Source organism: Vreelandella venusta (assembly GCF_044809155.1).
GTDB classification, from domain to species: domain Bacteria; phylum Pseudomonadota; class Gammaproteobacteria; order Pseudomonadales; family Halomonadaceae; genus Vreelandella; species Vreelandella venusta_B.
Genome location: NZ_CP085241.1, coordinates 3,442,889 through 3,468,069 on the forward strand (window position 1 = coordinate 3,442,889; position 25,181 = coordinate 3,468,069).

A 25,181-nucleotide genomic window follows, 5' to 3' on the forward strand; every position below is an offset into this window, starting at 1 on the left:
GCTAACCGATCAGCGCTTCGCGTTACACCTCGTCCACATCATCATGATCTGGCTTTAGGTGATCAGGCTCATTTGTTGAGCTTGAGGATTGCTCGTCTTGCTGACGGACGGGCGAGGTTTCCACCTTTTTACGCTCCGCCGTGGAGTCCAATACACGCACATTGGCAGGGGGCGTTTTACCGCCCTTGGTTTCCCCAAAGTAGAGCGTGGTATGTGGGAATGGAATCTCAATACCGGCTGCATCAAAACGCAACTTCACCAACCGGTTATAAGCACGCCCCACACTCCACTGGTCGCCCGGCGTTGTTTTGATCACCACGCGGATATTGACGGAGCTATCTGCCAGAGCGGTAACGCCCGCAACGGTCAGCTCAGCCAGCAGCTTGTTACCATGCTCCTCGCTGGCTTGAAGGTCTTCAAACGCCAGCTTCAGCTGCTCAATCGCCTCGTCAATGCTCTCGTTATAGCCAATCCCGTACTCACCCACGTGGTTGCCGTATTCACGCATGTAGTTAGACACGGTATCAACGCTTGAGAACGGCACAATATGGTAAGTGCCTGATAAATCACGAATGCCTACCGAGCGAATACTTAAACGCTCAGCCGTACCGGTGATGCCACCGACGGTAACAACGTCGCCCGTATTCATGGCGTTCTCTACCTGAATAAAGATGCCGGTAATCACGTCCTGCACCAGTTTCTGGGCGCCAAAACCAATGGCCAGACCCAGCACACCGGCACCGGCAATGAGTGGCCCGATATTGATGCCAATTTCGGACAGCACGATCATGCCGGTAATCGTGACCATACCAATGGCCAAGGCGTTCCGGAACAGGCTGAGCAGCGTTTTAGCACGCGCCGAGGGTTCACCATGGCCCGTTTCCGGGTTGAGCTTATGCTCGATCAGGCTCGCCAGCCCCAGCCAAACACCAAAGGCGACAACCAAAATAATCGCGACACCGACCAATTTACCTACAAGGCTCGCACCGCGCTCAGACGCGTACCAGGCGGCTAAATCAAACGCTCCCCACGCATCCAGCACCACCATGATGACAGCGACCACGATCACCGTACGCAGAATGCGCAGGGCATTGGGGACGTAGCTATTTAAACGTACTTCCAATAGCGGCAGTTTGCGCCGCAGATCGTCGGAGAGTCGAATACGACGACCGATCGTCTGGGTAAGGAAAGCCGAGGCGAGCAGGCCAATGACCACAGCCACTAACGTTTTCAGCGTCGCGAACAACACAAACGGCAGCGCATCCCCTGGACGCGTCAGGGTTAAGACAAACACCATCAGGAAATAGATCAGCGCAAAGAGATGCCAAGTGCGCGCAAACAGCTGTAGCGATACACGGCTTGCCATCAGGGTTGAGCGACTGCTCATGTCGTTTAGGTTGTCGCGCAGGCGCACACGGTTCTTCAGTACCACCGCCACGGCATAGATAAAGGCCAGCAGCATGATCAGCGTGCCCACCGCCTGACCCAAAGCGGGCGCGAGGTAGTAGTTAACCAAGGGAACAACCACCATGAGGCCATACCCGACCATACCAATTAATCGCGCTAGCCAGCGGTTCCAGTAGGACGCTTCTTGTGCAGAAATCGGCAGCAGGCGCAGCCCTTCATAGCGTGAAGAGAACAGCATCCGCACACCCGCTTTCAGCAGTTCAATGACCAAAAAGGCGTTAAGAAATAACGAAGCCCGCGTTGAAAGCTCGCCGGTTTCACCCACTGCAAACGTCGCCACCAAGTTGCCGCCCACGTAGGCAAACGCAACTAACAACACATCGACAACCGCCGCAATGGCTACACACAGCACCAGTCGCAGTACCGGTGTTAACCCGCTCCCTAACTGAGACCAGCCACTTATTTTAGTAAATAACGGTTTCGCCAAACGGCGGAACAGCATAAATATCGCGAAGGTCGCGACAATGACGATGCCCAGGTTAATCGCCGCACTGACAAACACGGCCATGTTGAACGTGCCAGCGCCTTGGCCAGCAAACAGCCCCCCCACAACCGCTATCGCCTGCTCTATCTGCCCGCCTACATCGCCGACCACGCGGCTGGTTAGCTCGGCCAGCTGACGCGGCAGCGACACCTCTTCAGGGGCTACCTCGCCGCCTTGAGCCGCCGCTTCCGGCGACAGCTCGTTAGCCACCCCGTCGGGCAGCGCTGAGGCTTGGTTGCGCAGCAGCTCAATCAGCGCTTGGCGCCCCTGCTCATCCTCAAGCAGGTCAGCAAGCGCGGCGTAGCTAGGCGCACCTTCTTCGGTTTGTGCGGCCTCTTGCTCTTCTGTCGTGAGCATCGTCTGCGCCAACACCGGCGTGGCGAATAGGGCAAACAGCGCTAGCATCCAGACGCTTAGCCAGGGTAATAAACGTAGTGGCGTCACCTTAACCTCCCTTCGGGTGAGTGTTTCTTAACATGCTGCGGTTGATTCGCTATGCACAAACTTCGTTACATACCAACGTTGCCATATAAAAACGTTGTTACATACAAACGTTGCTACATATAAACATAATGCACCGTGGTGGGATGCAAACCTTGTATAACGATAGCCTAGGGTAACATGGGATTCTCAAGCCCGCGTGCAGGCGCAGTAGCGCTACGTCAACGGCCAGGTCTTTAATGACATCACGTTAACTGCACAGCGGCGCTAGCCACTGATGCGCCAGGGCAAGCACTAACGCGTAGCGTGCGCCTTTGGCGAGCACGATCCACAGCAAGGCACGCCACCAGGGCAGTTTAAAAACGCCCGCCAGCACCGTTAACGGATCGCCAATAATCGGCGCCCAGGAAATCAATAGGCTGTACTCACCAAAGCGGTGATACCAGCGCTCGGCTCGCGCGAGGCTAGCGGGGGAGGCAGGGAACCAGCGACGATGTTGAAACTGTCGCGCATAGCGGCCCATCGCTACGTTAATTAGGCTGCCAAGGGTATTGCCGGTGGTGGCGACTATCCACAGGCCAAGCGCTGGCTCACCCAAACACCATAACCGGGCAAGCCAAACCTCAGAGCCACCGGGCAGCAGCGTGGCACTGGCAAGTGCCACCCAAAACAGGCTAAACATGGAGCGCTATGCCTTAACCACGGGGCACGTGGCCACCGAGCTGAAGGGTGATTTCATCGGCAATTTTGCGCACCAGCGCGCCCAGCGCTAACAGGCGCTCCTCAGGAATCCGCGCCACGGGGCCCGACACCGAAATGGCGGCCAGCGGCGTAGCGTGCTCGTCATAAATGCAGGCCGCCACACAGTGCAGGCCAATGGCATGTTCTTCACGGTCGCAGGCAAACCCTTGGGCACGAATGGCGGCCATTTCGGTGAGTAGGCTATCCGCTTGGTAGAGCGTATTTTCGGTGACCCGATGAAGCTCGTAGCCTTTAAGCAGCTCGCTGCGCTCTTCCTCGCTCATCCAGGCAAGCAGCGCTTTCCCCACGCCGGATGCGTGCAGGGGCGCGCGGGAGCCCAAGCGCGTAATCATGCGCATCATCTGCGGTGATTCATGCTGGGCAAGAAACACCGCCGTTGCGCCATCGCGAATGCCCAGATTGGCAGTTTCGCCGGTTTCTGCGGTTAATCGGCGTAAAAAGGGGCGACTTTTAGCGACGACATCCCGCGCTTCCAAGAAGCTGTTGCCAATGCGAAAGGTTTTCACATCAATGCGCCATAGCCCTTGGTCGCTCTCCTGGGTGACAAAGCCTTGGCTCTGCAGCGCCTGGAGCAAACGGTGGGTGGTAGACGGCGCAAGATCGGCCATGTCCGCCAGCTCTGAAAGAGCTAGCCCGAGCGGGCTAGCGGATAGATACTCAAGCAGCGTAAGGCCTCGTACCAACGATTGGCTGTGCCCGCCGCTTGCTTTGGTGGCTCCCGCCGGGCGTCCGACTGACCTGCGCTTGACTTCACTCACCTTGTTCTCCCTTAGAAGGCGTCTTTGCATGAAAGGAGGTGAGGATAACGTGCCTACTAGGCGTTGTCGCGTTTACGGAAACAAATTCCACCAATGCTGTTGATGGTGTATTACCGGTGCCGCCACTGGGGTGGCCGCTTGGCAATAAAGGCATCAATGCCTTCACTAACATCGTCTGCCAACATATTGCAGGCCATGGTTTCGCCCGCAAAGGCGTAGGCTTCAGCCAGAGGCAGCGCTAGCTGACGGGCAAACATGGCTTTCCCGGTGCGCACCGCCACCGCGCTTTTAGCACAAATACTTGCGGTCAGTGCATCCACCGCGCTGTCCAGCGCATCATCTTCTGCAACGCGATTGATTAACCCCCAATCAGCCGCTTGGGAGGCCGTAATAAACTCTCCGGTCAGCAGCATTTCCATGGCCCGCTTTTGGGCAACATTGCGTGAGAGCGCAACGGCAGGCGTGGAGCAAAACAACCCCACGTTGATGCCCGACACCGCAAACCGTGCGCTGCTGGTCGCCACCGCTAAATCGCAGCTGGCCACCAGCTGACAGCCCGCCGCCGTTGCAATACCCTGCACTTTGGCAACCACCGGTACGGGCAAATTAACAATGGCCTGCATAACCGCCCCGCAGCGGGCAAACAGCCCTTGGTAGTAGGCTTTATCCGGGTTGGCGCGCATCTGCTTCAAGTCGTGGCCTGCACAAAAGGCTTTGCCATTGGCAGCTAACACCACGCAGCGTGCGTGCTCATCCTGAGAAATTTCATCTAACGCCGCTTGCAGTGCGTCAAGCATCGCTTCGGAGAGCGCGTTGAAGCGCTCAGGCTGGTTCAGCGTTAAGGTGATTACACCCTGGTGATCTGTGCGAAGTAGCAGGTCATCAGCCGCCTGCGCTAACGTGTGAGAGGTCGACATGGGAAGCTCCTAGACGTTGGGTTGCTGCTAGTCTAGCGCGTACTTAGGCTGGGCGTGGCGGGGTACGACCAAAGTGGCCTCCTGCTGAGCAGGAGGCCACGCTGTTTAGGCGTTTTCAGCGGCGTTTTGATGCTCGTTCTTGCGACCGTCCTTGCGATGGTTGTACCCCAGCGGATGCGGTTCACCGCGGGCCTTGGCCAGCTCGATCTGGCGCTGACGCTCCCGAGCCGCAGCGCGGGTTTTCTCGGGCAGCGAATCGATGCAGTGAGGGCAGCTAATGCCCGGCTCATAAGCCGACGACTGCATATCTTCCTGGGAGATCGGCATCCGGCAAGCGTGGCACTGCTCGTGTTCGCCTTCGCTGAGGTCATGACGCACCGTCACGCGGTTATCAAACACAAAGCACTCACCGCGCCATAACGACTGCTCTTCTGGCACTTTTTCCAGGTAGTTCAGCACGCCACCTTTCAGGTGGTACACCTCTTCAAAGCCCTCTTTCAACATAAAGCTGGAGGCTTTTTCGCAGCGGATGCCGCCGGTGCAGAACATGGCAACTTTCTTGTGCTGCTCCGGGTTGTAGTGCTCGCGTACGTACTCAGGAAATTCGCGGAAGGTGGTGGTTTTGGGGTCAACCGCGCCCTCAAAGCTGCCAATCGCCACTTCGTAATCGTTGCGGGTATCGATCACCAGCACTTCTGGGTCGGAGATCACGTCGTTCCAGTTTTCCGGCTCAACGTAAGTGCCCACGGTGTCGTTGGGGTCGATGTCCGGCACGCCTAAGGTGACGATCTCTTTTTTCAGCTTCACTTTGGTGCGGTAGAACGGCGGCTCGTCGCAGAACGACTCTTTATGGTCGATATCGCTTAAACGCGGGTCGGCCGTCAGCCAAGCCAGCAGCGCGTCGATACCCTCGCGAGTACCGGCGACCGTGCCGTTAATGCCCTCTTTAGCCAGCAGCAGCGTGCCTTTTACGCCGTTATCAACCATGGTTTGGCGCAGCGGCTCGCGCAGCGCTTCAAAGTCGTTCAGGGTGACAAATTTATACAGCGCTGCCACCACAATGGGCGGCACCGTGGTAGAAACAGAGGATGAGACCGTCATTATAAAACTCCTGGTAGTCGCCCTCGCAAAGAGCGGACCGGGTGAAAAGAGACGCATATTTTAACGAAAAGTGAGCAAAAAGTTCAGTAAAACCGCAATGCGACGCCTATCCTCAACCTCTAATCGTCGATTTATTCGATGTTACCGTATAGAAACCTTCACCCCACGCCCTCCAGCGCCGAACGTATAGTAAGCATCACTGTTAGTCACTTTTGGAGCACTCCTATGCAGATTCGTCGTTCTCACGAGCGTGGCTACGCCGACCACGGCTGGCTACGCTCTTTCCACACCTTCTCGTTCGCCAATTATATGGACCCCAACCACATGGGGTTTCGTGCGCTGAGGGTCATCAACGAAGACCGCGTAACCTCGGGCAACGGTTTTGGCGCTCACCCCCACCGAGATATGGAAATTCTCTCTTATGTGTTGGAAGGAGAGATGGAGCATCGCGACAATATGGGCAATGGCGAGGTGACGCGCCCAGGCGATGTGCAGCGCATGTCTGCCGGTACCGGAGTGGTGCACAGCGAATTCAACCACTCCCAACAGCATGGGCTGCACTTTCTGCAGATTTGGATTCAGCCTGCCAAGCGCGGCATTGCGCCCAGCTATGAACAGAAACACTTTCCCAGTGATGAACGTCAGGGCCAGTGGCGCTTAGTGGTTTCCCAGGAGGGGCGCGAGGGGTCGGTGAGCATTAATCAGGACGTTAACCTCTATGCACATTTATTTAACGCCGGGGAGCAGCTGGCGGCACCCCCGACCCGTTACGCATGGCTACACGTAGTAAAGGGTGAGGTAGAAGTTAACGGCGAAACGCTTAGCACCGGCGACGCTGCGGCGTTCCAACCAGGCGAGGCGATGTCCCTGACCGGTAAGGAGGCTGGTGAAGTGCTGCTGTTTGATCTTGCCTGACAGCAAAACGACCCCGAAAGGGGCCGTTGTGACACATCACACGTGGTTGCCGACGAAAGTGTTGCTGGCGAACTAGCTATTGTGTGCCGAGTAGAGCGCACGGATTTTCAGCGTGTGCTCAACTTCTCTCAAGGCTTCCAGCGCCTGAGGGCCGTAGGCCTTATCCACGTCGATCACCACGTAGCCAACTTTGTCGTTGGTTTGCAGGTACTGGCCCGAGATATTGATGCCGTTTTCAGACAGCACGCGGTTAATCTGGGAAAGTACGCCAGGCACGTTATCGTGAATATGCAGCAAGCGGTGCTTGTCCGGGTGCGCTGGCAGCGCCACTTCAGGGAAGTTGACCGACGTCACCGTGGTGCCGTTATCAGAATAAGTGATCAGCTTCTCCGCCACTTCGATACCGATGTTCTCCTGGGCTTCCAGGGTAGAGCCACCAATGTGCGGTGTCAGGATGACGTTTTCCAGACCACGCAGCGGGCTTTGGAACTCTTCATCATTGCCTTTTGGCTCCACCGGGAAAACATCGATGGCGGCGCCGTTGAGCTTGCCGGCTTTAATTGCTGCCGCCAGCGGCTCAATTTCCACCACGCTGCCACGGGCCGCATTAATTAAGATCGCGCCATCTTTCATGGCCGCAATCTCTTTTTCGCCCATCATCCAGCGGGTTGAGGGCAGGTCGGGTACGTGCAGGCTGACCACGTCTGAACGCTCAAGCAGCTGCTCAAGGCTGGGTACTTGGCTGGCGTTACCCATGCCCAGCTTGGTGATGACATCGTAAAAAATCACGTTGAAGCCCAGCGACTCAGCCAATACGGAAAGCTGTGCGCCAATGCTGCCGTAGCCCACGATACCCAGGGTTTTGCCCCGCGCTTCGTGGGAGTTTTTGGCGGATTTCAGCCAGCCACCCTGATGGGCGCGGGCGTTTTTCTCAGGTATACCGCGCAGCAGCATAATCGACTCTGCCAGCACCAGCTCGGCCACCGAACGGGTGTTGGAGTAAGGCGCATTAAAGACGGCGATACCGCGCTTAAGCGCTGCGTCCAGATCCACTTGGTTGGTACCGATACAGAAACAGCCAACGCTCACCAGCTTCTCGGCCGCCTCAAACACGCGCTCTGTTAACTGGGTACGAGAGCGAATGCCGATGAAGTGAACGTCGCGGATCTTCTCGATCAGCGCCTCTTCATCTAGCGAGGTAGGCAGATGCTCGATGTTCTCGTAGCCTGCGTTGTGAAAATTGTCCACCGCGCTTTGGTGGACGCCCTCGAGCAGCAGGATCTTGATCTTGCTCTTGTCCAGGGACGTTTTGGCCATGGCTGAATCAACCTCTATGGTCGGCGGCAAGCGCCGTGTATCGGTTCACGGAAGGCCCGTATAGTAGCACAGCCGCACCGCATGCCGGAGCGCTGAGATGATGAAAAGTGATCGCTTTCAAGATGAACCGGGCACACGTTGTAAAATGCCCGTCCGGTTGAGGGCAGACGCCACCCCCTTGCCTCGGTGTATACTGTGCGCTTGTTTTTAGTCGTACGACCGCAGCCACACTTGCCGCCCTTCACCCGTTCAGGGCGCCGTTAAAAACAGTAGGCATTAACCAATGAGCGAACACACACCCCCCACGCAAGATTTTGCCGCAACGGTCACGCAATTAGAGCGCCTTGTGGAACGCCTGGAGTCTGGCGAACTCTCATTGGAAGATGCGCTGACGGCTTTTGAGCAAGGCGTTCGGCTAACCCGTGATGCCCAGCAGCGTCTTGATAGCGCGGAGCTTACGGTGCGCGCTTTAGGCGAAGACCGCGATGGCCGTTTAGCGGTCGCCCCCTTTGCTGCCACCCCAGTTGACACGGCCCACACCGATGGGGACGACCGCGAGGAGACGCCGCCATGGTAACCGCTAACGCAGCACGGCTAACTACCCTGCGCCAAACCAGCAACGCCCGAGTAGACGCCACGCTTTCTGGCTTATTTGACACCCAACGGGCGGTTGAACCGCGCCTGGAAGCCGCCATGCGCCACGGCCTGCTGGTAGGCGGAAAACGCCTGCGGCCGCTGCTGGTGTATCTCGCGGGGCAGGCCCTGGGCGCAGATGATGACGCCCTGGATGCCCCGGCGGCCGCTATTGAGCTGATTCACGCTTACTCGCTGATCCATGACGATTTACCCGCCATGGATGACGATGACCTACGCCGCGGCCAGCCTACGGTACATAAAGCGTTCGATGAAGCCACCGCTATTCTGGCGGGCGATGCGCTCCAGGCGCTCGCCTTTGAAGTGCTCGCTCGCCGTCCCCATCCCCGGCTTGGCAGTATGGTGACTACGCTAGCCGTTGCCTCGGGTCGAGAAGGTATGGTGGCAGGCCAAGCGCTGGATTTAGCCGCCGTGGGCGGTCACCCCGATGTCGACGCGCTCGCGCACATGCATCGTCACAAAACCGGCGCGCTGATTGTCGCCGCCGTGCGCCTCGGTGGGCTAGTCGCCGTGGACGAACACGATGCCCGTTTAAGTGCACTCATTCGCTACGCCCGCGCCATTGGTCTAGCCTTCCAGATTCACGATGATGTACTGGACGTAACGGGCGATACCGCCACGCTGGGCAAAATATCGGGCGCTGATGCCGCCCGCGCCAAGCCCACTTACCCAAGCCTGCTGGGGCTTGCGGGTGCGCAGCATAAAGCACAGTCGCTGATTGATGAGGCGATTGCCGCCCTCGCCCCGCTGGGTGAGCGTGCCGCACCGCTGGCCGACCTAGCCCACTACATGATCGAGCGCGACCACTAAACGATGACCTTAACGTTGCTCTTAACCATGTTCTTAACCACATACTCATGAAAGCATGCCGCCTATGAAGCTGTTCGACGAGATACCCCGCGAGCGCCCGACGACGCCGCTGCTCGACTCCTTTGAGCATCCTGCCGCCCTGCGCGCCATGAATAGTCAGCAGCTTGCTCAGCTGGCAGACGAGCTGCGCGCCTACCTGCTGTATAGCGTGGGCGTCTCTGGCGGCCATTTTGGCGCAGGCCTTGGCGTGGTGGAGCTTAGCGTAGCGCTACATCACGCGTTTCATACCCCTAAAGATCGCCTGGTATGGGACGTAGGCCACCAGGCTTACCCCCATAAAATTCTCACGGGACGCCGCGACGCGATGCTCAGCATTCGCCAGCACGGCGGCCTGGCTGCTTTTCCTCGCCGGGCAGAGTCTGAATACGACACCTTCGGCGTTGGCCACTCCAGCACGTCGATTTCAGCAGCGCTCGGCATGGCGCTGGCCGCCCAAGCGAAAGGCGATCCGCGCCGGGTGTGCGCCATTATTGGCGACGGCGCGCTCACAGCAGGCATGGCGTTTGAAGCCCTGGCCCATGCCGGCCACGTCAACGCCAACCTGCTGGTGGTGCTTAACGATAACGAGATGTCGATCTCTGAAAACGTCGGCGGCATTGCGACGTACCTAGCGCGCGTCCTATCCAGCAAGCCCTATCTGAAAATGCGCGAAGAGAGCAAAAAGGTGCTCTCTCACCTACCCGGCGCCCTTGAACTTGCCCGGCGCACCGAAGAGCACATGAAAGGCATGGTCAGCCCAGCCACGCTGTTTGAAGAGATGGGCTTTAACTACGTCGGCCCCATCGACGGCCATGACTTGGAAGCGTTGACCAGCACGCTGCACAACCTGCGCAATGAAGATGGGCCGCAGTTCCTGCATATCAAGACGGTTAAAGGCAAAGGCTTTTTACCCGCTGAAGCAGATCAAATTGGTTACCACGCCATCACCAAGTTGGAAAAACCCAGCGACGCCGCTAAAACAGCCCTGGTGAAGAAGCCGGCCGCGTCACAAAGCAGTCCGAAAAAATACTGCAATGTCTTTGGCGACTGGCTGTGTGACATGGCCGCGAGCGACCCGCGGTTAATGGGCATTACCCCCGCCATGCGTGAAGGCTCCGATTTAATTCGCTTCTCACAGGCCTACCCTGAACGCTATTTTGACGTCGCCATTGCCGAGCAGCACGCCGTCACCTTGGCAGCAGGTATGGCCTGCGAAGGCATGAAGCCCGTCGTCGCGATCTACTCCACCTTTTTACAGCGTGGCTACGACCAGTTGATTCACGACGTGGCCGTACAGGAGCTAGACGTCACCTTTGCGATTGATCGTGCGGGCCTGGTAGGCGAAGACGGCCCCACCCACCACGGCAGTATGGATCTCTCCTTTTTACGCTGTGTGCCGGGCATGGTGATTCTGGCGCCTGCCGATGAAGCCGAGTGTCGCGCCATGCTTAGCGCGGCCTATCATCACCCTGGCCCTGCGGCGGTGCGCTACCCACGCGGCACCGGCCCCGGCACGGTCATCCCTGAGCATCTTGAGCCGCTCGCGATCGGCAAAGCCGAGGTGCGCCGCCACTCGACCAGTGACGGTGTCCGCATTGCGCTGTTGGCGTTTGGTAGCGTGAACAGCGCCGCCGCCGAGGTGGCTGACACGCTGAATGCTACGTACATCAATATGCGCTCGATTAAACCGCTGGACCGAGAGGCTGTGCTGCATGCTGCCGATGAGCACGAACTGCTCGTCACCCTGGAAGAGAACGTGGTGACTGGCGGTGCAGGCAGTGCGATCAATGAACTCCTGCACGCCGAGGGCGTTCAAGTGGAGGTGCTGAATTTAGGCCTGCCGGACGCCTTTGTTGAACACGGCACCCCTGCCGAGCTGTTACGCGACTGCGGGTTAGATGCCGCAGGCATCGAGAGCGCGATCCGTGCCCGGCTGCCGTAACTTTTTGACGCTTAAATATTTGAGAATGCAATGCTATTTCTAATTATTCTATTTGGCCTGATTGGCCTCGCCATTGGCGGTTCTTGGGGCTTGCTGGTGGGGGGCGTGTTGGGCTGGTGGCTGGCGCGGCGCATCAAACGCCGCTTAACCATCGCGCGAATGCAAATCCAAGAGGGCTTTCTGGAGTCGATCTTTTCGGTGATGGGCTGCCTATGCCAAGCCGACGGCAAGGTCACCGATGGCGAGCTGGACGTTGCCGAAAAGCTATTTGACCAGATGCACCTACAAGGCGATCAGCGCGCAAAAGCGCGCGCTGCGTTTGAGCGCGGTCGCGCCGACAATTTCAACCTAGATGCCGAGCTTGCCAAGGTGAACCGCCTTACCCAGCGACAGCCTATTTTGCGTCAGGTTTTTTTACAGGTGCAGCTCACCGCCATTGCAGCTGATGGTGTGCTCCACTCCGCCGAGCACGAAATGATTTTGCGGGTGGCCCGCGGCGTTGGCTGCAGCGAGGCGGAAGTTCAGCAGATTGAAGCCCTGCTGCACGGCGCTGCCGCCAACTCACAGGGTTCCAGTGAAGAGGCGCTAAAAGATGCGTATCAAGTATTGGGGGTCAGTGAAGATGCCAGCGACGCGGAGATCAAAAAGGCTTACCGCCGCTTAATGAGCCAAAATCACCCCGATAAGCTAGCCGGTAAAGGATTGCCTGAAAGCATGCGAGAAGTGGCGCAAGCGCGCACCAGTGAGATTGGCAATGCCTACGAGCGTATTCGTAGCGCCCGAGGCCAGTAGGTAATGACAAGGGTGCACGGCAGTACCTAAAGTGAGTCTTCCACTGCACATCACAGGAGCCGTTTCATGATAACCAACTACAGCTTTCCGAACTCTCGCTCGGTGCGGGTTACCTGGACACTTGAAGAGCTTGGCCTGGAATACCGCTGCCAGCATGTCGCATTGGATAAAGGCGAGGGACAAACCGCTGAGCACTTAGCCCGCCACCCCGACGGCAAGGTGCCCGTGATTGAAGATGGTGAGCTAATGCTGTTCGAGTCGGCGCCTATCTGCCGATACCTCGCAGCACAGTATGGAGACGGCAACCTGCTGCCAAACAGCGCTGCCGAGCGGGCGCAGGTAGATCAATGGCTGAGCTTTATCATTACCGAAATTGAGCAGCCGCTGTGGCTCCAGGCCAAGCACAAGTTTGCACTGCCCCAGGAGCGTCGCGTACCCGCTGTTTTACCCACCGCCGCGTGGGAGTTCCAGCGTGCGCTGCATGCACTTGAGCGCCGCTATGATGGCCAAGAAACCCTTGTCGGCGATACGTTTACCCTGGCGGATCTATTTCTTACCCATACGCTAAGCTGGGCAGCTAGCATGAAGCACCGGTTACCCGAGCCATTAGTGGCTTACCACGCTCGCCATTCGGCACGCCCGGCGATGGCTCGTGCCATGGAAAAAGAGCAGGCAGCAAAAGAAGAGAGTGAAGATTAATACAGCGGCTAACCGCGCCTAGCCACCGGGCTAGGTGTCGGTTAAAAGCCTAGCTCATCCAGCAGGTCATCGACCTGATCTTGACCCGCCACTACATCAGTCTTGTTTTGACTGACCTGCGGTCCGTTTCGCAGCTTGGCATGCTCGTCACGGTTATCTTCTGCCTTAACCCCATCGGTGACATTCGGGACATTATCCACCAGCACCTGCACCAGCTGCTCTTCGATAAGCTTGATGACTTCCATCATCTTTTTGATCACTTGGCCAGTGAGATCTTGGAAGTCTTGCGCCATCATGATTTCCAGCAGCTCTTTTTGCGTTGCACCGGTGGCATCCGGCAGCGTCTGGCTTAGATAGTGCTGGGTATCTTCAATCAGCGTCGCATCACCTTCCACCTTGGCCAGGGCGGCGGCGGCTTTCTGCCAGCGCTGGTTTAGCGCATCGCCTGCACTCTCCAGGTCATCTTGCAATGGCTGGGCGCGCTCCACCGCGTTTAAAGCGCGCTCGGCAGCCTGTTCCGTCATTGCCGCCACGTAACTAAGGCGATCATTAGCATCGGGAATTGCCTGCGCTGCTTGGGTGATCTGCTGATCCAAGCCCAGCTCTTTCATGCTGTCGCGCAGCAGGCGGGTTACATAACCGATGCGGTGAATCATGTCATCAGCACTGTCGTGCTTACCCAACACCGACGGCATGGTCGAGTCATGGGCATTTTTAGTCGTGCTCATCGTAGCCTCTACGCTTATTTTTTATCAGTAGAATTAACACTTTAGCCCGCTTTTACAAGTAGCACTCACGCTCAGCGAATAGCATCAATGATTTTAATGGAAGTATTAATCTAATACTCCTAGAAATCACGACTCATTACAAATAATTAGAATACCCCATCATGGGGCGCTCACCGTAAGCACAACAGGCGAAAAATTTAGTAACCTGCTCATTTTTTGATAATCGCACGAAGATCGTAATGTCAATCGCGCTAATTAAGTAAGAGGTATGCGGCAATCGTTCTGCCGCCTATTCTGCAAAAAATAGTCTTAACGAGGATACAGGTGCGCATAATAAGGCGCGTGGTCTATTTTTGATGCTGCGCCCATCTTTCAACGATTAGCTCGGCCTTCGTACCAATGTCAGCCAGTACTCTTCTAGTGCCTGAATCGCGTTAATAAACTGGTCTATATCAACAGGTTTGACAATAAAGCCCGAAGCGCCAAGATCGTAAGAGTCAATCACATCGGACTCTGCTTCTGATGTGGTTAATACAACCACCGGTATCTGACGCAGCTTTTCCAAGGTTTTGAATTTTTTCAGGAACGTTTTGCCATCCATACGCGGCATATTAAGATCGAGTAGAATGAGATCCGGCTTTGGGGCGTCCTGATAGGGGGCTTCCTGCTTTAAAAACGCTAACGCCTCCACACCATCTCCTACATCATGCACATCCACCAGCACTTTACCTTCATTAAAGGCCATTTTAGTGAGGTGCACATCGGCGGGTTCATCTTCCACTAGCAATACTTTAAAGTGCGCGCGCGTCATTTTTCACTCCCTGCCGCTGGCAAATCAAATATAAAACAGGCACCGCCTTGGGGGCCATCTTCGATAGTGATACGACTGCCTGTTTTTCGCAGCGCTTTAGCCACCAGGGCTAACCCCATCCCTGTGCCTGGGTACTCTTCACTATTAGGCACTAGGCGTGAAAACATATCGAAGATTTGCTCACGATATTCAGGCGCAACACCCTGGCCATTATCCTCTACCCGCAAACGTACTCGGTCACCCACCGTTAGCCCACTCACCACCACTCGCAGCGGCCTCTCTTTACAGCGATATTGCCAAGCATTGTGCAGCAATATTTTAAAAATAAGACTTAGCTGTTTCTTATCAAAATAAACATTCGGCAGCGGTGTGGAAATATCTAGCTCGCTCTCTAACCGCATAGGGGCCAATAGAGCTTCCGTCTGATATACATCTTGCAAAATGGACTCGGTATCCAGCCGCTCGAATACGGGCGGAACGGTACCCAGACTTAAATAGCGTTGCACATCTGACACGAGTTCACTTAAACGCTGAGACTGAGTACTTATGTAGTGAACAGCCACTGCCGTACTTGGGGATGCGGTATCACCAACCTCCCGTTTTAACTGCTGAGAAAAACTAATTAAGCGTCGGCTTGGCTCTTGAAAGTGGTGGGCCATTGCATGCCCTAGCCGTTCCAAATCACTATTCTGATGAGAAAGCGCATCAATTAACTGTTCATTATCTTTCTTTGCTTTGCGTAGCCGAACAATCATAAAAAGCAGCAATACGATCAACAGCGCCTGCGCAGAAATAGCGATTAAACTTATCCATCTCGTTCTACGTTCAGCGGCGATTAATGCGGCTGTCTGCAGGTCGACCTGCTGCTCCACACTTTTAATGTAGTGCCGCTCAGCAGAGCTTTCGAACTCACTGGTATCATAGATGGAGGATATTAATACCTCACGGCCATCGACATTGTGCCGCTGGGTATTAATACCAACTACTTTGACGTTGCCATCGGCAAGTCGATGGCGCATGAACAAATGGTTGGCAGAGCGTTCGCGCGCACGCGCAATTTCCTCTTCTATCTGTGCCGGCGTTAACAGATTAATTTGACGTATATTGCGCTGTTCAAGGTCATCGTAGCCGTAAAACGCATAAGCAGCGGCGTTAGCGCGCACAATGTCTCCGCTCGCGGTGTCGATCATCCACATGGGCGCTGAGTGGCGTTCAAAATACTCATCAAAGCTTGGCGTCGCCCAGGCAAACGCAGGCGCTAACAGCTGTAACACTAGCAGGTAGCCGAGAAACCGCTGTCTGCGCCACATTAATCGGCTCCTTGCGCAGCATTTATTATTATGGGTAGCGTAAAAATGCAGCAGCTGCCTTTCCCCTCGCCCTCAGACTCTATCCAAATGCGGCCGTCATAACGATCGATAATCTTGCGACAGACAGCCAGCCCTACGCCCGTGCCTTCATATTTTTCACGGGTATGCAGGCGTTGAAACACTTTGAATAAGCGCTCGATCTGCTCTGGCGCGATGCCAATACCGTTATCACAGACACTAATTTTCCAGCACGCCGGATCAGCGAGTTCGGTGACGGCAATGTCAATCGTCACTGGCTTGTCGGTGGCACAATATTTTAGTGCATTGCCTATCAGGTTCTGAAAAAGCCGGGTCATCTCATCTGGGCTAGCGACGACGTCGGGCCAATCGCCAGTAACCGTTACCTGCGCCTGGGACTCGTCAATACTCGGCTTAAGAAAGTGTAGCGCTTCCTCAAGGGATGCCTTGAGCGACATCGCCTGCATCGGCTGCCCCTTGCGGCCAACGCGAGAGTACTCCAAGAGCGACAGCAACATGTTGTCGATTCGCGAAGCACCATCTTTCATATAGTGCAGCATGGTGCGGCCATCATCATCTAGGGTGTCGCCCAAATGACGCTGCAGCAGCTGCCCATAGCTGGTCACCATGCGCAGCGGCTGCCGCAAATCATGCGACGCTGCATACGCAAAATGCTCAAGCTCTTGGTTGGATTTTTCTAAAGACTCGCGATACGCATCGCGCTCTTTCTGTAGTAAGTAAGCCGCAGTGATGTCGCGTAGATAGCCGTGCCACATAGTACCGCCGTCTCTAAGGCGCTCTGGCGTGGCAATGCCGTCTATCCACAGCAGCTTGCCGTTAGGATGGTTAACGCGGTAGCTGGCATGCCAGATAGTCAATGTCTCTGCTGACTGTTGAATACTCTCTGCGACAGCTTCCCGGTCATCCGGGTGAATCACATTAAAGATGCGCGTTACATCACGTGCCGCCTCTTCAGCGGTGACGCCATAAATAGCCTCAATGCCTGAGCTAGCATAGGGGAAGCAAGCATGCCCGCTGGGAGCAAGGTGATACTGGTAGATGGTGCCCGGCAGCAGAGTTGCCAACTTTTTGAGCTGTTCTGTTACCTCAAAGGCTTCTACCTCTGCCTCTTTTCGAGATGTGATATCGGTATGCGTGCCCGCCATCCATAACGGTTCGCCTGCATCATCTCGCTGCACAATGCGGCCACGATCATGCACCCAAATCCAGTGACCGTCGCGATGACGCATACGCGCTTCTATGCTGTAGCTATCTAAACGCCCCTCAAAATGGTCTTGAAGGGCGGCATTAGAACGGGCGAGGTCATCAGGGTGGCAAAATGTCATCCACGTATCGATGGTCGTGGGCTGAAGCTCAGCTAGGCGGTAGCCCACCATCTCTGCCCAGCGCTCGTTAAAGCGTGTTTCGCCTGTTTGAACATTCCACTCCCAGGTGCCTGCCGCCGTACCCCACAAAATATGATTAAGCGCCTGGCGCTGCTCCTTAATTTTGACAAGGTGCTTCCGCCCCCGCCAATGCAGAACGCCCAGCAGCAATAAAGAGATAATTAAGCCACTTAATAATAGGGTGAATACCCACAGCCAATTGCCAAGCTCCCGCTGCAAACGTAGCAATAATGAAGCACTGCCAGGGTTATAAGGCGGCACTTGTAACGCCCTAGCCGTCTCTTCAAGGCGTAAGTAATCCATAGGGGCAACAAACCCTAAGGGTGCATCGGGCGGCATATTAAGTAATGCTCTGCTCACCGTGCGTTTATCTTCTTCAGAGACGCGGGGCAGCGCGGCAAATGACCATTCGGGATACAGGCGGGTTGAGTGCTCAAGAGGAAAGTGAGTATGCTGCTGGGCATTCAATACCTTGAGTTGATCAATACCCTCCCTGCCCTCTTGCTGCCATAATTCGAGCGTCCCGGTTCTCACAAACCCCGCGTCGATGTTTTTATCTAACAGCGCTTGAATAACGGCGTCGTGGTTACCTAGCTCGCGATAAACCGCAAAATTCTCTGGACGAAAACCACGCTGATAAATCTCATAGGCTTGGGTTAGGTAACCTCCTAAAAAACGCTTACCGGGTATGCCGATGACCAAGCCTTCCAGGTCTTCAAGCTGCTGCGTAGCAGCACGATCGCTGCGGGTAACGATCACACCTCCTAATGCATTAAGCCGATGCCCTGCATAAGGACGGGAGAGCGTTGCCAGCGCGCCACTGACATCATATCGATGGCGTATCGTTAAAAAGTGCAGCGGGTTGGTGAGTACAAAATCCAGGCTGCCCGCCTCAATCGCCGCTTCTAACTGCTCTAGGCTTAGCGTGTTTAGCTCGACCCTACGCTCTGGGAATGCGCTTCTCACGGCGTCTGCCACAGGCGCAAACTCTTGCTCTACCGCGCTTGCATCACGGTAGGCAAATACACCGATCGTGATAGCCGCTTGGGTAATACTTGGCAGCAGTAGCAGCGCTAACGTGAGGGCAGCTAGCCAGCCATGCTTCGTCGTTATTTTCGTTATCCACGCAGCCAACTGCATACCATTAATCCTTGTCGCTTTAGACGCTAAGCCTTGTGTATATTCACACAAAAGCGATTACGACCGCTGTGCTTGGCGTCATAAAGTGCCCTATCTGCCCTGGCCAGCCCCCCATCGGGCCGCTCATCGCCTGGGTGCATCATGGTAACGCCGATACTCGTCGTCACCTGAATCAACCGTTCTTTATCAATGTCTATGCTTAGCGCCTCAACCGCAGCTCTCAACTTTTCAGCCGCTTTTTCTACGCCTTCTTGTTCAGTGTGAGGAAGCAAAACGGCAAACTCTTCGCCCCCCAAGCGGGCGAACACATCGTTCTCCCTTAGCTGTTCGGTCACCGCGTGAGAAAAGCGTTTTAGCACCTCGTCTCCCGCAGCGTGCCCATAGGTATCGTTAACCTGCTTAAATTTGTCTAAATCCAGCATTAATATGCCAACGCTATAGTCTTGTTGGCGCTTAATTCGGCCATATTCTCTATTGGCAATATTCATGAAGCTACGGCGGTTGAGCAACCCCGTTAATTCATCGCGCATGGCTAGATGCGTAAGCCGCTCCTCCATGGCTTTGCGCTCGCTGATGTCCTGCTGCACGCCGACCATACGAATGGGCTTACCATTAGCATCTCGCTCAATAATATGGCCGGACTCAAACAGCCACACCCAGTGGCCATCACGGTGGCGGAGACGGAATTCACACTGGTAATTAGGCAGCTCGCCCGATAAGTGGCGTTCAACGGCTAGCTCAAAGGAGGGGCGCTCCTCAGGGTGTATGCGCTCAAGCCACTCATCAGCGTTTCTAGGAAGATCCGGACTATCAGACTTAAAACCTACCGTGGCCAACCAGCGGTCACTAAACACAAACTCGTTGCGGTCAAATAACCAGTCCCACACGCCTAGCTTGCCACCTTCAATGGCTGCCGCCATGCGCTCTTCAGAAATAATTAGGCGCTCTTCGAGCTTGGCACGACTAATCGCATAGCGCATCGTGCGGCTGAGCGAATCAGCGTCAAGGCTGCCTTTTGCCAGATAGTCTTGAGCACCAGCCTCTAACGCTTGCAGCGCAAACTCCGTATCGTCATGGCCGGTTAGCACAACAATCGGCGTACTGCGGCTCAAGCGTTTACAGGCGTGAACAGTGGCAATACCCGTAGAGTCAGGTAGGTTAAGGTCTAGCAAGATGACATCAGGCTTAGCTTGCTGCTCTTCAAAGAACTGTTTGAGCGCGCTAAACGACTCGACCCACGCTAGATGATTACCCGTTTGATCATACTTTAGGGTGTATTTTATCAAACCGGCATCACCTGGATCGTCTTCGACGAGCAGCACCGACAAATGTTGCATAAGCCTACCTAGGTAACATTTTTTAACTTACCTTAAACATATCGTTTATTTGAGGTGTACAGCAATATGTTTATAGGACGTTTGTACTAGCCACGTCACTCTTTACGCTCAATATCCACATCACTCGCCTGGGTAAAGTCGTCCAAAACCATCATGTGTCCGAGCTTCCCTGCTTTTGTAGAGAGGTACTGTTCGTTATGAGGGTTCAGGCCGGTGGTAATAGGCAGGCGCTCAACCACCTTGACGCCGTCGCGAGTCAGCGCATCCACTTTACGTGGGTTGTTGGTCATGAGTTTTAACGCGGTGACCCCCAGGTGGTTGAGCATCGGCACGCAGAGGTCGTAGCGGCGCATATCGGCACCAAAGCCCAGCTGTTCGTTGGCTTCTACCGTATCGGCGCCCTGGTCTTGCAGATGGTAAGCGCGAATCTTGTTGAGCAGCCCGATACCACGCCCTTCCTGGCGCAGGTAGAACAGCACGCCGCGGCCTTCTTCGGCAATCCGCTTAAGCGCCTCTTGCAGCTGGTAGCCGCAGTCACAGCGCATGGAAAACAGTGCATCACCGGTTAAACATTCGGAGTGCACGCGCCCAAGCACCGGTTCGCCGCCGCTCACGTCGCCCAGCGTTAGCGCAATATGGTCTTTACCCGTGGCCTCGTCTTCGAAACCATGCATGGTGAATGTCGCCCACGGAGTGGGCAGCCGAGAAGCAGCAATGAAGCGAATGGTCACAGGTTACCTCGCTGATTAACCAAACCAGTTAACCACACCAGTGTTGGCAAAGTGGGCGCATAGTTTACCAGGAAGCGGCGGCGGCCTCACCGTGCCGCCAAGATGACACGATTAATGCCATCACAGACGCCGCCATGCCTCCTATCTTCAAGTACAATTCCTATCTTCAGGTACAAAGACTCCCTTACAATGCGGGCAAATTTCTTAAGAGCAAGTGTTTATGACCACCACACCTTTACAAAACGATCGTTTTCTTCGCGCGCTGGCTCGCCAGCCCGTTGACCGCACTCCGGTGTGGATGATGCGCCAAGCAGGCCGTTACCTGCCTGAGTATCGCGCCAGCCGCGCTGATGCAGGCAGCTTTATGGACCTGTGCCGCAACCATGACCTCGCCTGTGAAGTAACGCTGCAACCCCTTGAGCGTTATCCGCTTGATGCCGCCATTCTGTTCTCCGACATTCTCACCATTCCAGACGCGATGGGCTTGGGGCTCTATTTCGAAACCGGTGAAGGCCCTAAATTCAGAAAAACCGTACGCACGCCCGACGAGGTGGCGGCATTAACGGTGCCCAACGCCGAGCGCGATCTCGATTATGTAATGCGTGCAGTCTCGACCATCCGCCGTGAGCTGAATGGCCGCATGCCGCTAATCGGTTTTTCAGGTAGCCCCTGGACGCTGGCGACGTACATGGTCGAAGGCGGTTCCAGCAAAGACTTCCGCCACCTGAAAACCATGCTGTACGACACGCCCGACACCATGCACCAGCTGCTGGACACCCTGGCGCAAGCGGTCACCGACTACCTGAACGCACAAATTCGCGCGGGCGCCCAAGCGGTGCAGATTTTTGATACCTGGGGCGGCGCGCTCTCAACCCCTGCCTACCTCGAATTTTCGCTGCGCTACATGGAGCAGATCGTCTCTGGCTTGATTCGTGAGCACGATGGCCGTCGCGTGCCGGTGATTCTGTTCACTAAGAACGGCGGCCAGTGGCTCGAACACATCGCCTGCGCCGGCGCCGATGCGCTAGGGATTGACTGGTCCACCGAGCTTTCCGACGCCCGTGCACGCGTGGGCCACAAGGTGGCCCTGCAGGGCAATCTGGACCCCAACGTGCTGTTTGCACGGCCATCAGCCATTCGCGCTGAAGTAGCCCGCGTGCTGGAGAGCTACGGCCACGGCCCTGGCCACGTATTCAACCTGGGCCACGGCATCAGCCAGTTCACTAATCCTGATCACGTCACCGCGTTTATGGAGGCGCTGCACGATTTAAGCCCGCAGTACCATAAAGGCATTCCGGCCCAAACAAACGACTCGCGCCCAGGAGTAAAGTAATGAGCGATTTACGCGACGACCAGTGGTTTACCGAAGTATTTGATAGCCACGGCAGCGCTTTCTCGCTGAAAGTCACCGAAAAGTTGCTGGATGTGCAAAGCCCTTACCAGCACCTGGAAGTCTATGCGACGGAGACCTACGGCAACCTAATGGTGCTCGATGGCTGCGTGATGCTGACCGATCGCGACAATTTTCTCTATCACGAGATGATTGCCCACCCGGCGCTCTTCACCCATCAAGACCCCAAACGCGTGGTAATCATTGGCGGCGGCGACTGCGGTACGTTGAAAGAGGTGCTGCGCCACCCAGGCGTTGAAAAAGTCACCCAAATCGATATCGATGAAGAAGTGACCAAAGCCTCCGAGCGCTTCTTTCCAGCGCTGGTGGAAGCCAACGGCGACCCGCGTGCCGAGCTGCTGTTTGCCGATGGCGTGAAGTGGGTCGACGACGCTGCCGATGAGAGCATCGACGTGCTGATCATCGACTCCACCGACCCGGTCGGCCCCGCTGAAGGGCTGTTCAAAACCGACTTTCTGAAGCGTTGCCACCGCATTCTGAAAAGCGGCGGCGTGATGGTTCAGCAGAGTGAATCGCCGCTTTACCACAGCGGCTCTATTATTCGCGAGCTGCGTAACGATATGCGTGAAGCGGGTTTTGACAGCGTGGCCACACTGCCCTTCCCTCAGCCGGTTTATCCTTCTGGCTGGTGGAGCGTCACGCTAGCCGGTAAAGCGACCAGCGTTGAACGCTTCCGTGAACAAGCTGCCGCTGAGCATGAAATGCCGCTACAGTACTACACAGATGATGCTCACCGTGGTGCGCTATCGCTGCCGCCTTTTATGCGTAAAGCCTTCGCATAACGCCGCGTCTGCGAGTAGCCAAGGCCGGGCATTGCTCGGCCTTTTTTTGTGCTACGCGTTCAGAGCTGAGGCTGTTTTACCCTTTCACGTTAAGGAATAACAAATGAAAACCGTTCGTTGGTTGGGAGTAGGAGCCGGTGTTTTAGTGCCTGCGATGGCCATGGCCAGCACGCTGGACACCGTTCAACAACGCGATAGCGTGCGCTGTGGGGTTAATGCCGCCCAGCCTGGCTTTTCTTCGCTGGATGACGACGATCAGTACCGAGGCTTAGACACCGACGTGTGCCGAGCTATCGCCGCCGCAGCGCTGGGTGACGCCACAAAAGTAGATTTCGTACCGCTCGACTCGGTAGAGCGCTTTACCGCGCTGCAGTCGGGCGAAGTCGACGTTCTATCCCGCACCACCACCTGGACATCGAGCCGAGACACCACCCAGGGGATGCACTTTACCGGGGTGAGCTACTACGATGGCCAAGCCTTTATGGTCGCCAGTGACCTAGGCGTACAGAGCGCGAAAGAGCTCGACGGCGCAGCGGTATGCACCCAATCCGGCACGACCAGCGAACTCAACCTTTCTGACTACTTCCGCATTAACGGCATGTCCTATGATGCCGTGGTATTTGATGCGCCTGAGCAGTCTATTGCCGGCTTTGAGGCAGGCCGCTGCGACGTTTTAAGCTCCGATGCCTCCCAGCTCTATGCTCAGCGAATGCAGCTTGCCGACCCCAGCATGGCGGTTGTGCTGCCTGAAATCATCTCCAAAGAGCCGCTTGGCCCCGCCGTCCGCCAAGGCGATGACCAGTGGTTCAACATCGTCAAATGGTCGCTATTTGCCATGCTCAACGCTGAAGAGCTGGGCGTTAGCCAGGCGAACGTAGACGAACAGCTCGGCTCAGAAAACCCCGACATAATGCGCTTGCTAGGACGCGACGGTGATTTTGGCGACGCCATGGGCATTGAGGCCGACTGGGCGTACCAAATCGTCAAACAGGTGGGCAACTATGCCGATATTTATGACCGTAACGTAGGAACCGAGTCAGATTTCAACATAGCCCGCGGCTTAAACGCTCTATGGAATGATGGCGGTATTCAGTACGCGCCGCCGATTCGTTAACTCGCCCCGTTTACGCATTACAAGAGATATCGCCGATGCATTAGCGGCTGCGCACCAAAAAAGTGCGTGCGGTAGCTGCTAATGCACGTTTATGCATCACAACTTTGGTAGGAAATAGTCCCGTTTTGCGTTGAAAAGCGCTGAATTTTGCCTCATATCCTTTTTGGCATCTTCCTTGCTAGCTTTTAGTGTCATGCATCTGCATGCATAACGACATTAAATCGAGGAAGGGGAACAATCATGATGAACAAGAAACACTTGGTACTGCTGGCCTCCGCAGGTGCTATCACGTTGGCCGGTGTCGCCACTGCCCAAGCGGATACATTAGAAGATACCCTTGAGCGGGGTGCCGTACAGTGCGGCGTTAGTGACGGCCTGCCAGGTTTTTCCGCCCCGGACGATGAAGGTAACTGGCAAGGGCTTGATGTTGACGTATGCCGTGCCGTAGCAGCAGCCGTTCTCGGCGATGCGGATGCGGTAAATTACATCTCCTTGAACGCTGTAGAGCGCTTCACGGCCCTGCAGTCTGGCGAAGTTGACGTTCTGTCACGTAACACCACCTGGACCACCACCCGTGACACAACGCTGGGCCTGAACTTCACTGGCGTTAACTTCTACGACGGCCAAGGCTTTATGGTCTCCCGTGATTTAGGCATTTCCAGTGCATCTGAGCTGGATGGCGCCGCTATTTGTATTCAGTCTGGCACCACGACTGAGCTGAACCTGGCGGATTACTTCCGTGCCAACGGCATGGAGTTTGACCCCATCGTTTTCGATACCTCTGAACAAACCGTGGGCGGTTTCCAAGCTGGCCGCTGTGACGTTCTCACTTCCGATACCTCCCAGTTAGCGGCACTGCGCATTCAGCTGGACGACCCCGCGGGCGCCATGATTCTGCCCGACGTTATCTCTAAAGAGCCGCTAGGCCCGGTAGTACGCCAAGGCGACGACCTATGGTTCAACATCGTTAAGTGGTCATTATTCGCCATGATTAACGGTGAAGAGTACGGCGTAACCAGCGAAAACGCCGAAGAGATGCTCAGCTCTGATAACCCGGATGTTGCTCGCCTGCTGGGCCAAGACGGCAACTACGGTGAAGGCATGAACTTAGAAGCCGATTGGGCTTACAACATCCTGAGCCAGGTAGGTAACTACGGCGAAAGCTTTGAGCGCAACGTCGGCATGGGTTCTCCGCTCGAAATTGAACGGGGTGTGAATGCCCTGTGGAACCAAGGTGGGTTCCAGTACGCTCCGCCGATTCGCTAAGCGTCTCGTTTGACCCCGGCCCGCCACCC

General features: G+C 55.8%; 22 protein-coding genes. 10 read left to right on the forward strand and 12 right to left on the reverse strand.

Annotated elements, in window-relative coordinates; all coding sequences use genetic code 11:
- Positions 1–22 precede the first annotated feature (22 nt).
- The 5 genes from ybiO to LG301_RS15935 all read right to left on the reverse strand — a co-directional run bounded on the left by ybiO (position 23) and on the right by LG301_RS15935 (position 5,930).
- The gene (ybiO, locus tag LG301_RS15915) at positions 23–2,395 is read right to left on the reverse strand and encodes a mechanosensitive channel protein (RefSeq protein WP_404472125.1); all 2,373 of its coding nucleotides are present in this window, start codon (positions 2,393–2,395) and stop codon (positions 23–25) included.
- Between the two features lie 247 nt (positions 2,396–2,642).
- Positions 2,643–3,074, reverse strand: coding sequence for a YqaA family protein (locus LG301_RS15920; protein ID WP_404472126.1), 432 nt, complete (start codon positions 3,072–3,074; stop codon positions 2,643–2,645).
- 13 nt (positions 3,075–3,087) lie between these two features.
- Positions 3,088–3,912: an IclR family transcriptional regulator C-terminal domain-containing protein gene (locus LG301_RS15925; protein WP_404472127.1), complete on the reverse strand. Its 825-nt coding sequence runs from the start codon at positions 3,910–3,912 to the stop codon at positions 3,088–3,090.
- Between the two features lie 110 nt (positions 3,913–4,022).
- Positions 4,023–4,829 carry an enoyl-CoA hydratase gene (locus LG301_RS15930; protein WP_404472128.1) on the reverse strand — a complete coding sequence of 269 codons (807 nt, stop codon included), beginning with the start codon at positions 4,827–4,829 and terminating at the stop codon, positions 4,023–4,025.
- Positions 4,830–4,934: 105 nt separating this feature from the next.
- A complete protein-coding gene (locus LG301_RS15935; RefSeq protein ID WP_404472129.1) occupies positions 4,935–5,930 on the reverse strand; it encodes a rhodanese-related sulfurtransferase in 996 nt (331 codons plus the stop codon).
- Positions 5,931–6,155: 225 nt separating this feature from the next.
- Between LG301_RS15935 and LG301_RS15940 the strand changes: the two genes are divergently transcribed.
- Positions 6,156–6,845 carry a pirin family protein gene (locus LG301_RS15940; protein WP_404472130.1) on the forward strand — a complete coding sequence of 230 codons (690 nt, stop codon included), beginning with the start codon at positions 6,156–6,158 and terminating at the stop codon, positions 6,843–6,845.
- Between the two features lie 72 nt (positions 6,846–6,917).
- Here LG301_RS15940 and serA read toward each other — a convergent pair whose 3' ends face one another.
- Positions 6,918–8,162, reverse strand: coding sequence for a phosphoglycerate dehydrogenase (serA, locus tag LG301_RS15945; RefSeq protein WP_404472131.1), 1,245 nt, complete (start codon positions 8,160–8,162; stop codon positions 6,918–6,920).
- A 283-nt stretch (positions 8,163–8,445) separates the two neighbouring features.
- Here serA and xseB point away from each other — a divergent pair, with 283 nt between their 5' ends.
- From xseB to LG301_RS15970, 5 genes are all read left to right on the forward strand, one after another.
- Positions 8,446–8,739 carry an exodeoxyribonuclease VII small subunit gene (xseB, locus tag LG301_RS15950; protein WP_404472132.1) on the forward strand — a complete coding sequence of 98 codons (294 nt, stop codon included), beginning with the start codon at positions 8,446–8,448 and terminating at the stop codon, positions 8,737–8,739.
- A complete protein-coding gene (gene ispA, locus LG301_RS15955; protein ID WP_404472133.1) occupies positions 8,733–9,626 on the forward strand; it encodes a (2E,6E)-farnesyl diphosphate synthase in 894 nt (297 codons plus the stop codon). The genes xseB and ispA overlap by 7 nt, the downstream gene beginning before the upstream one ends.
- A 64-nt stretch (positions 9,627–9,690) precedes the next feature.
- Entirely contained in the window at positions 9,691–11,607 is a 1,917-nt protein-coding gene (dxs, locus tag LG301_RS15960) for a 1-deoxy-D-xylulose-5-phosphate synthase (RefSeq protein WP_404472134.1), read from the forward strand.
- A 30-nt stretch (positions 11,608–11,637) separates the two neighbouring features.
- Positions 11,638–12,399 carry a co-chaperone DjlA gene (djlA, locus tag LG301_RS15965; RefSeq protein ID WP_404472135.1) on the forward strand — a complete coding sequence of 254 codons (762 nt, stop codon included), beginning with the start codon at positions 11,638–11,640 and terminating at the stop codon, positions 12,397–12,399.
- Between the two features lie 66 nt (positions 12,400–12,465).
- On the forward strand, positions 12,466–13,098 hold the full coding sequence (locus LG301_RS15970) for a glutathione S-transferase family protein (RefSeq protein ID WP_404472136.1): 633 nt from the start codon (positions 12,466–12,468) through the stop codon (positions 13,096–13,098).
- 41 nt (positions 13,099–13,139) lie between these two features.
- Here the strand turns inward: LG301_RS15970 and cheZ are convergent, their stop codons facing one another.
- The 6 genes from cheZ to ribA all read right to left on the reverse strand — a co-directional run bounded on the left by cheZ (position 13,140) and on the right by ribA (position 20,579).
- Positions 13,140–13,826: a protein phosphatase CheZ gene (gene cheZ / locus LG301_RS15975; protein ID WP_404472137.1), complete on the reverse strand. Its 687-nt coding sequence runs from the start codon at positions 13,824–13,826 to the stop codon at positions 13,140–13,142.
- 379 nt (positions 13,827–14,205) lie between these two features.
- A complete protein-coding gene (locus LG301_RS15980) occupies positions 14,206–14,637 on the reverse strand; it encodes a response regulator (RefSeq protein ID WP_404472138.1) in 432 nt (143 codons plus the stop codon).
- Positions 14,634–15,947 (reverse strand): ATP-binding protein, encoded by a 1,314-nt coding sequence (locus tag LG301_RS15985; RefSeq protein ID WP_404472139.1) that lies wholly within the window; start codon positions 15,945–15,947, stop codon positions 14,634–14,636. The genes LG301_RS15980 and LG301_RS15985 overlap by 4 nt, the downstream gene beginning before the upstream one ends.
- Positions 15,947–18,511 (reverse strand): PAS domain-containing protein, encoded by a 2,565-nt coding sequence (locus tag LG301_RS15990; RefSeq protein ID WP_404472140.1) that lies wholly within the window; start codon positions 18,509–18,511, stop codon positions 15,947–15,949. Before LG301_RS15990 ends, LG301_RS15985 begins: the two co-directional genes overlap by 1 nt.
- A gap of 26 nt (positions 18,512–18,537) precedes the next feature.
- Positions 18,538–19,848: a diguanylate cyclase gene (locus LG301_RS15995; protein ID WP_404472141.1), complete on the reverse strand. Its 1,311-nt coding sequence runs from the start codon at positions 19,846–19,848 to the stop codon at positions 18,538–18,540.
- Between the two features lie 95 nt (positions 19,849–19,943).
- Positions 19,944–20,579 carry a GTP cyclohydrolase II gene (ribA, locus tag LG301_RS16000; RefSeq protein WP_263066832.1) on the reverse strand — a complete coding sequence of 212 codons (636 nt, stop codon included), beginning with the start codon at positions 20,577–20,579 and terminating at the stop codon, positions 19,944–19,946.
- A gap of 220 nt (positions 20,580–20,799) precedes the next feature.
- Between ribA and hemE the strand changes: the two genes are divergently transcribed.
- From hemE to LG301_RS16020, 4 genes are all read left to right on the forward strand, one after another.
- Entirely contained in the window at positions 20,800–21,912 is a 1,113-nt protein-coding gene (hemE, locus tag LG301_RS16005) for a uroporphyrinogen decarboxylase (protein ID WP_404472142.1), read from the forward strand.
- Positions 21,912–22,772, forward strand: a complete 861-nt coding sequence (gene speE / locus LG301_RS16010) for a polyamine aminopropyltransferase (RefSeq protein WP_404472143.1) — start codon at positions 21,912–21,914, stop codon at positions 22,770–22,772. Before hemE ends, speE begins: the two co-directional genes overlap by 1 nt.
- A 103-nt stretch (positions 22,773–22,875) precedes the next feature.
- Complete coding sequence (locus LG301_RS16015; protein ID WP_404472144.1) at positions 22,876–23,886, forward strand: amino acid ABC transporter substrate-binding protein; 1,011 nt, start codon at positions 22,876–22,878, stop codon at positions 23,884–23,886.
- Positions 23,887–24,126: 240 nt separating this feature from the next.
- A complete protein-coding gene (locus LG301_RS16020) occupies positions 24,127–25,152 on the forward strand; it encodes an amino acid ABC transporter substrate-binding protein (RefSeq protein WP_404472145.1) in 1,026 nt (341 codons plus the stop codon).
- The last annotated feature ends 29 nt before the right edge of the window (positions 25,153–25,181 follow it).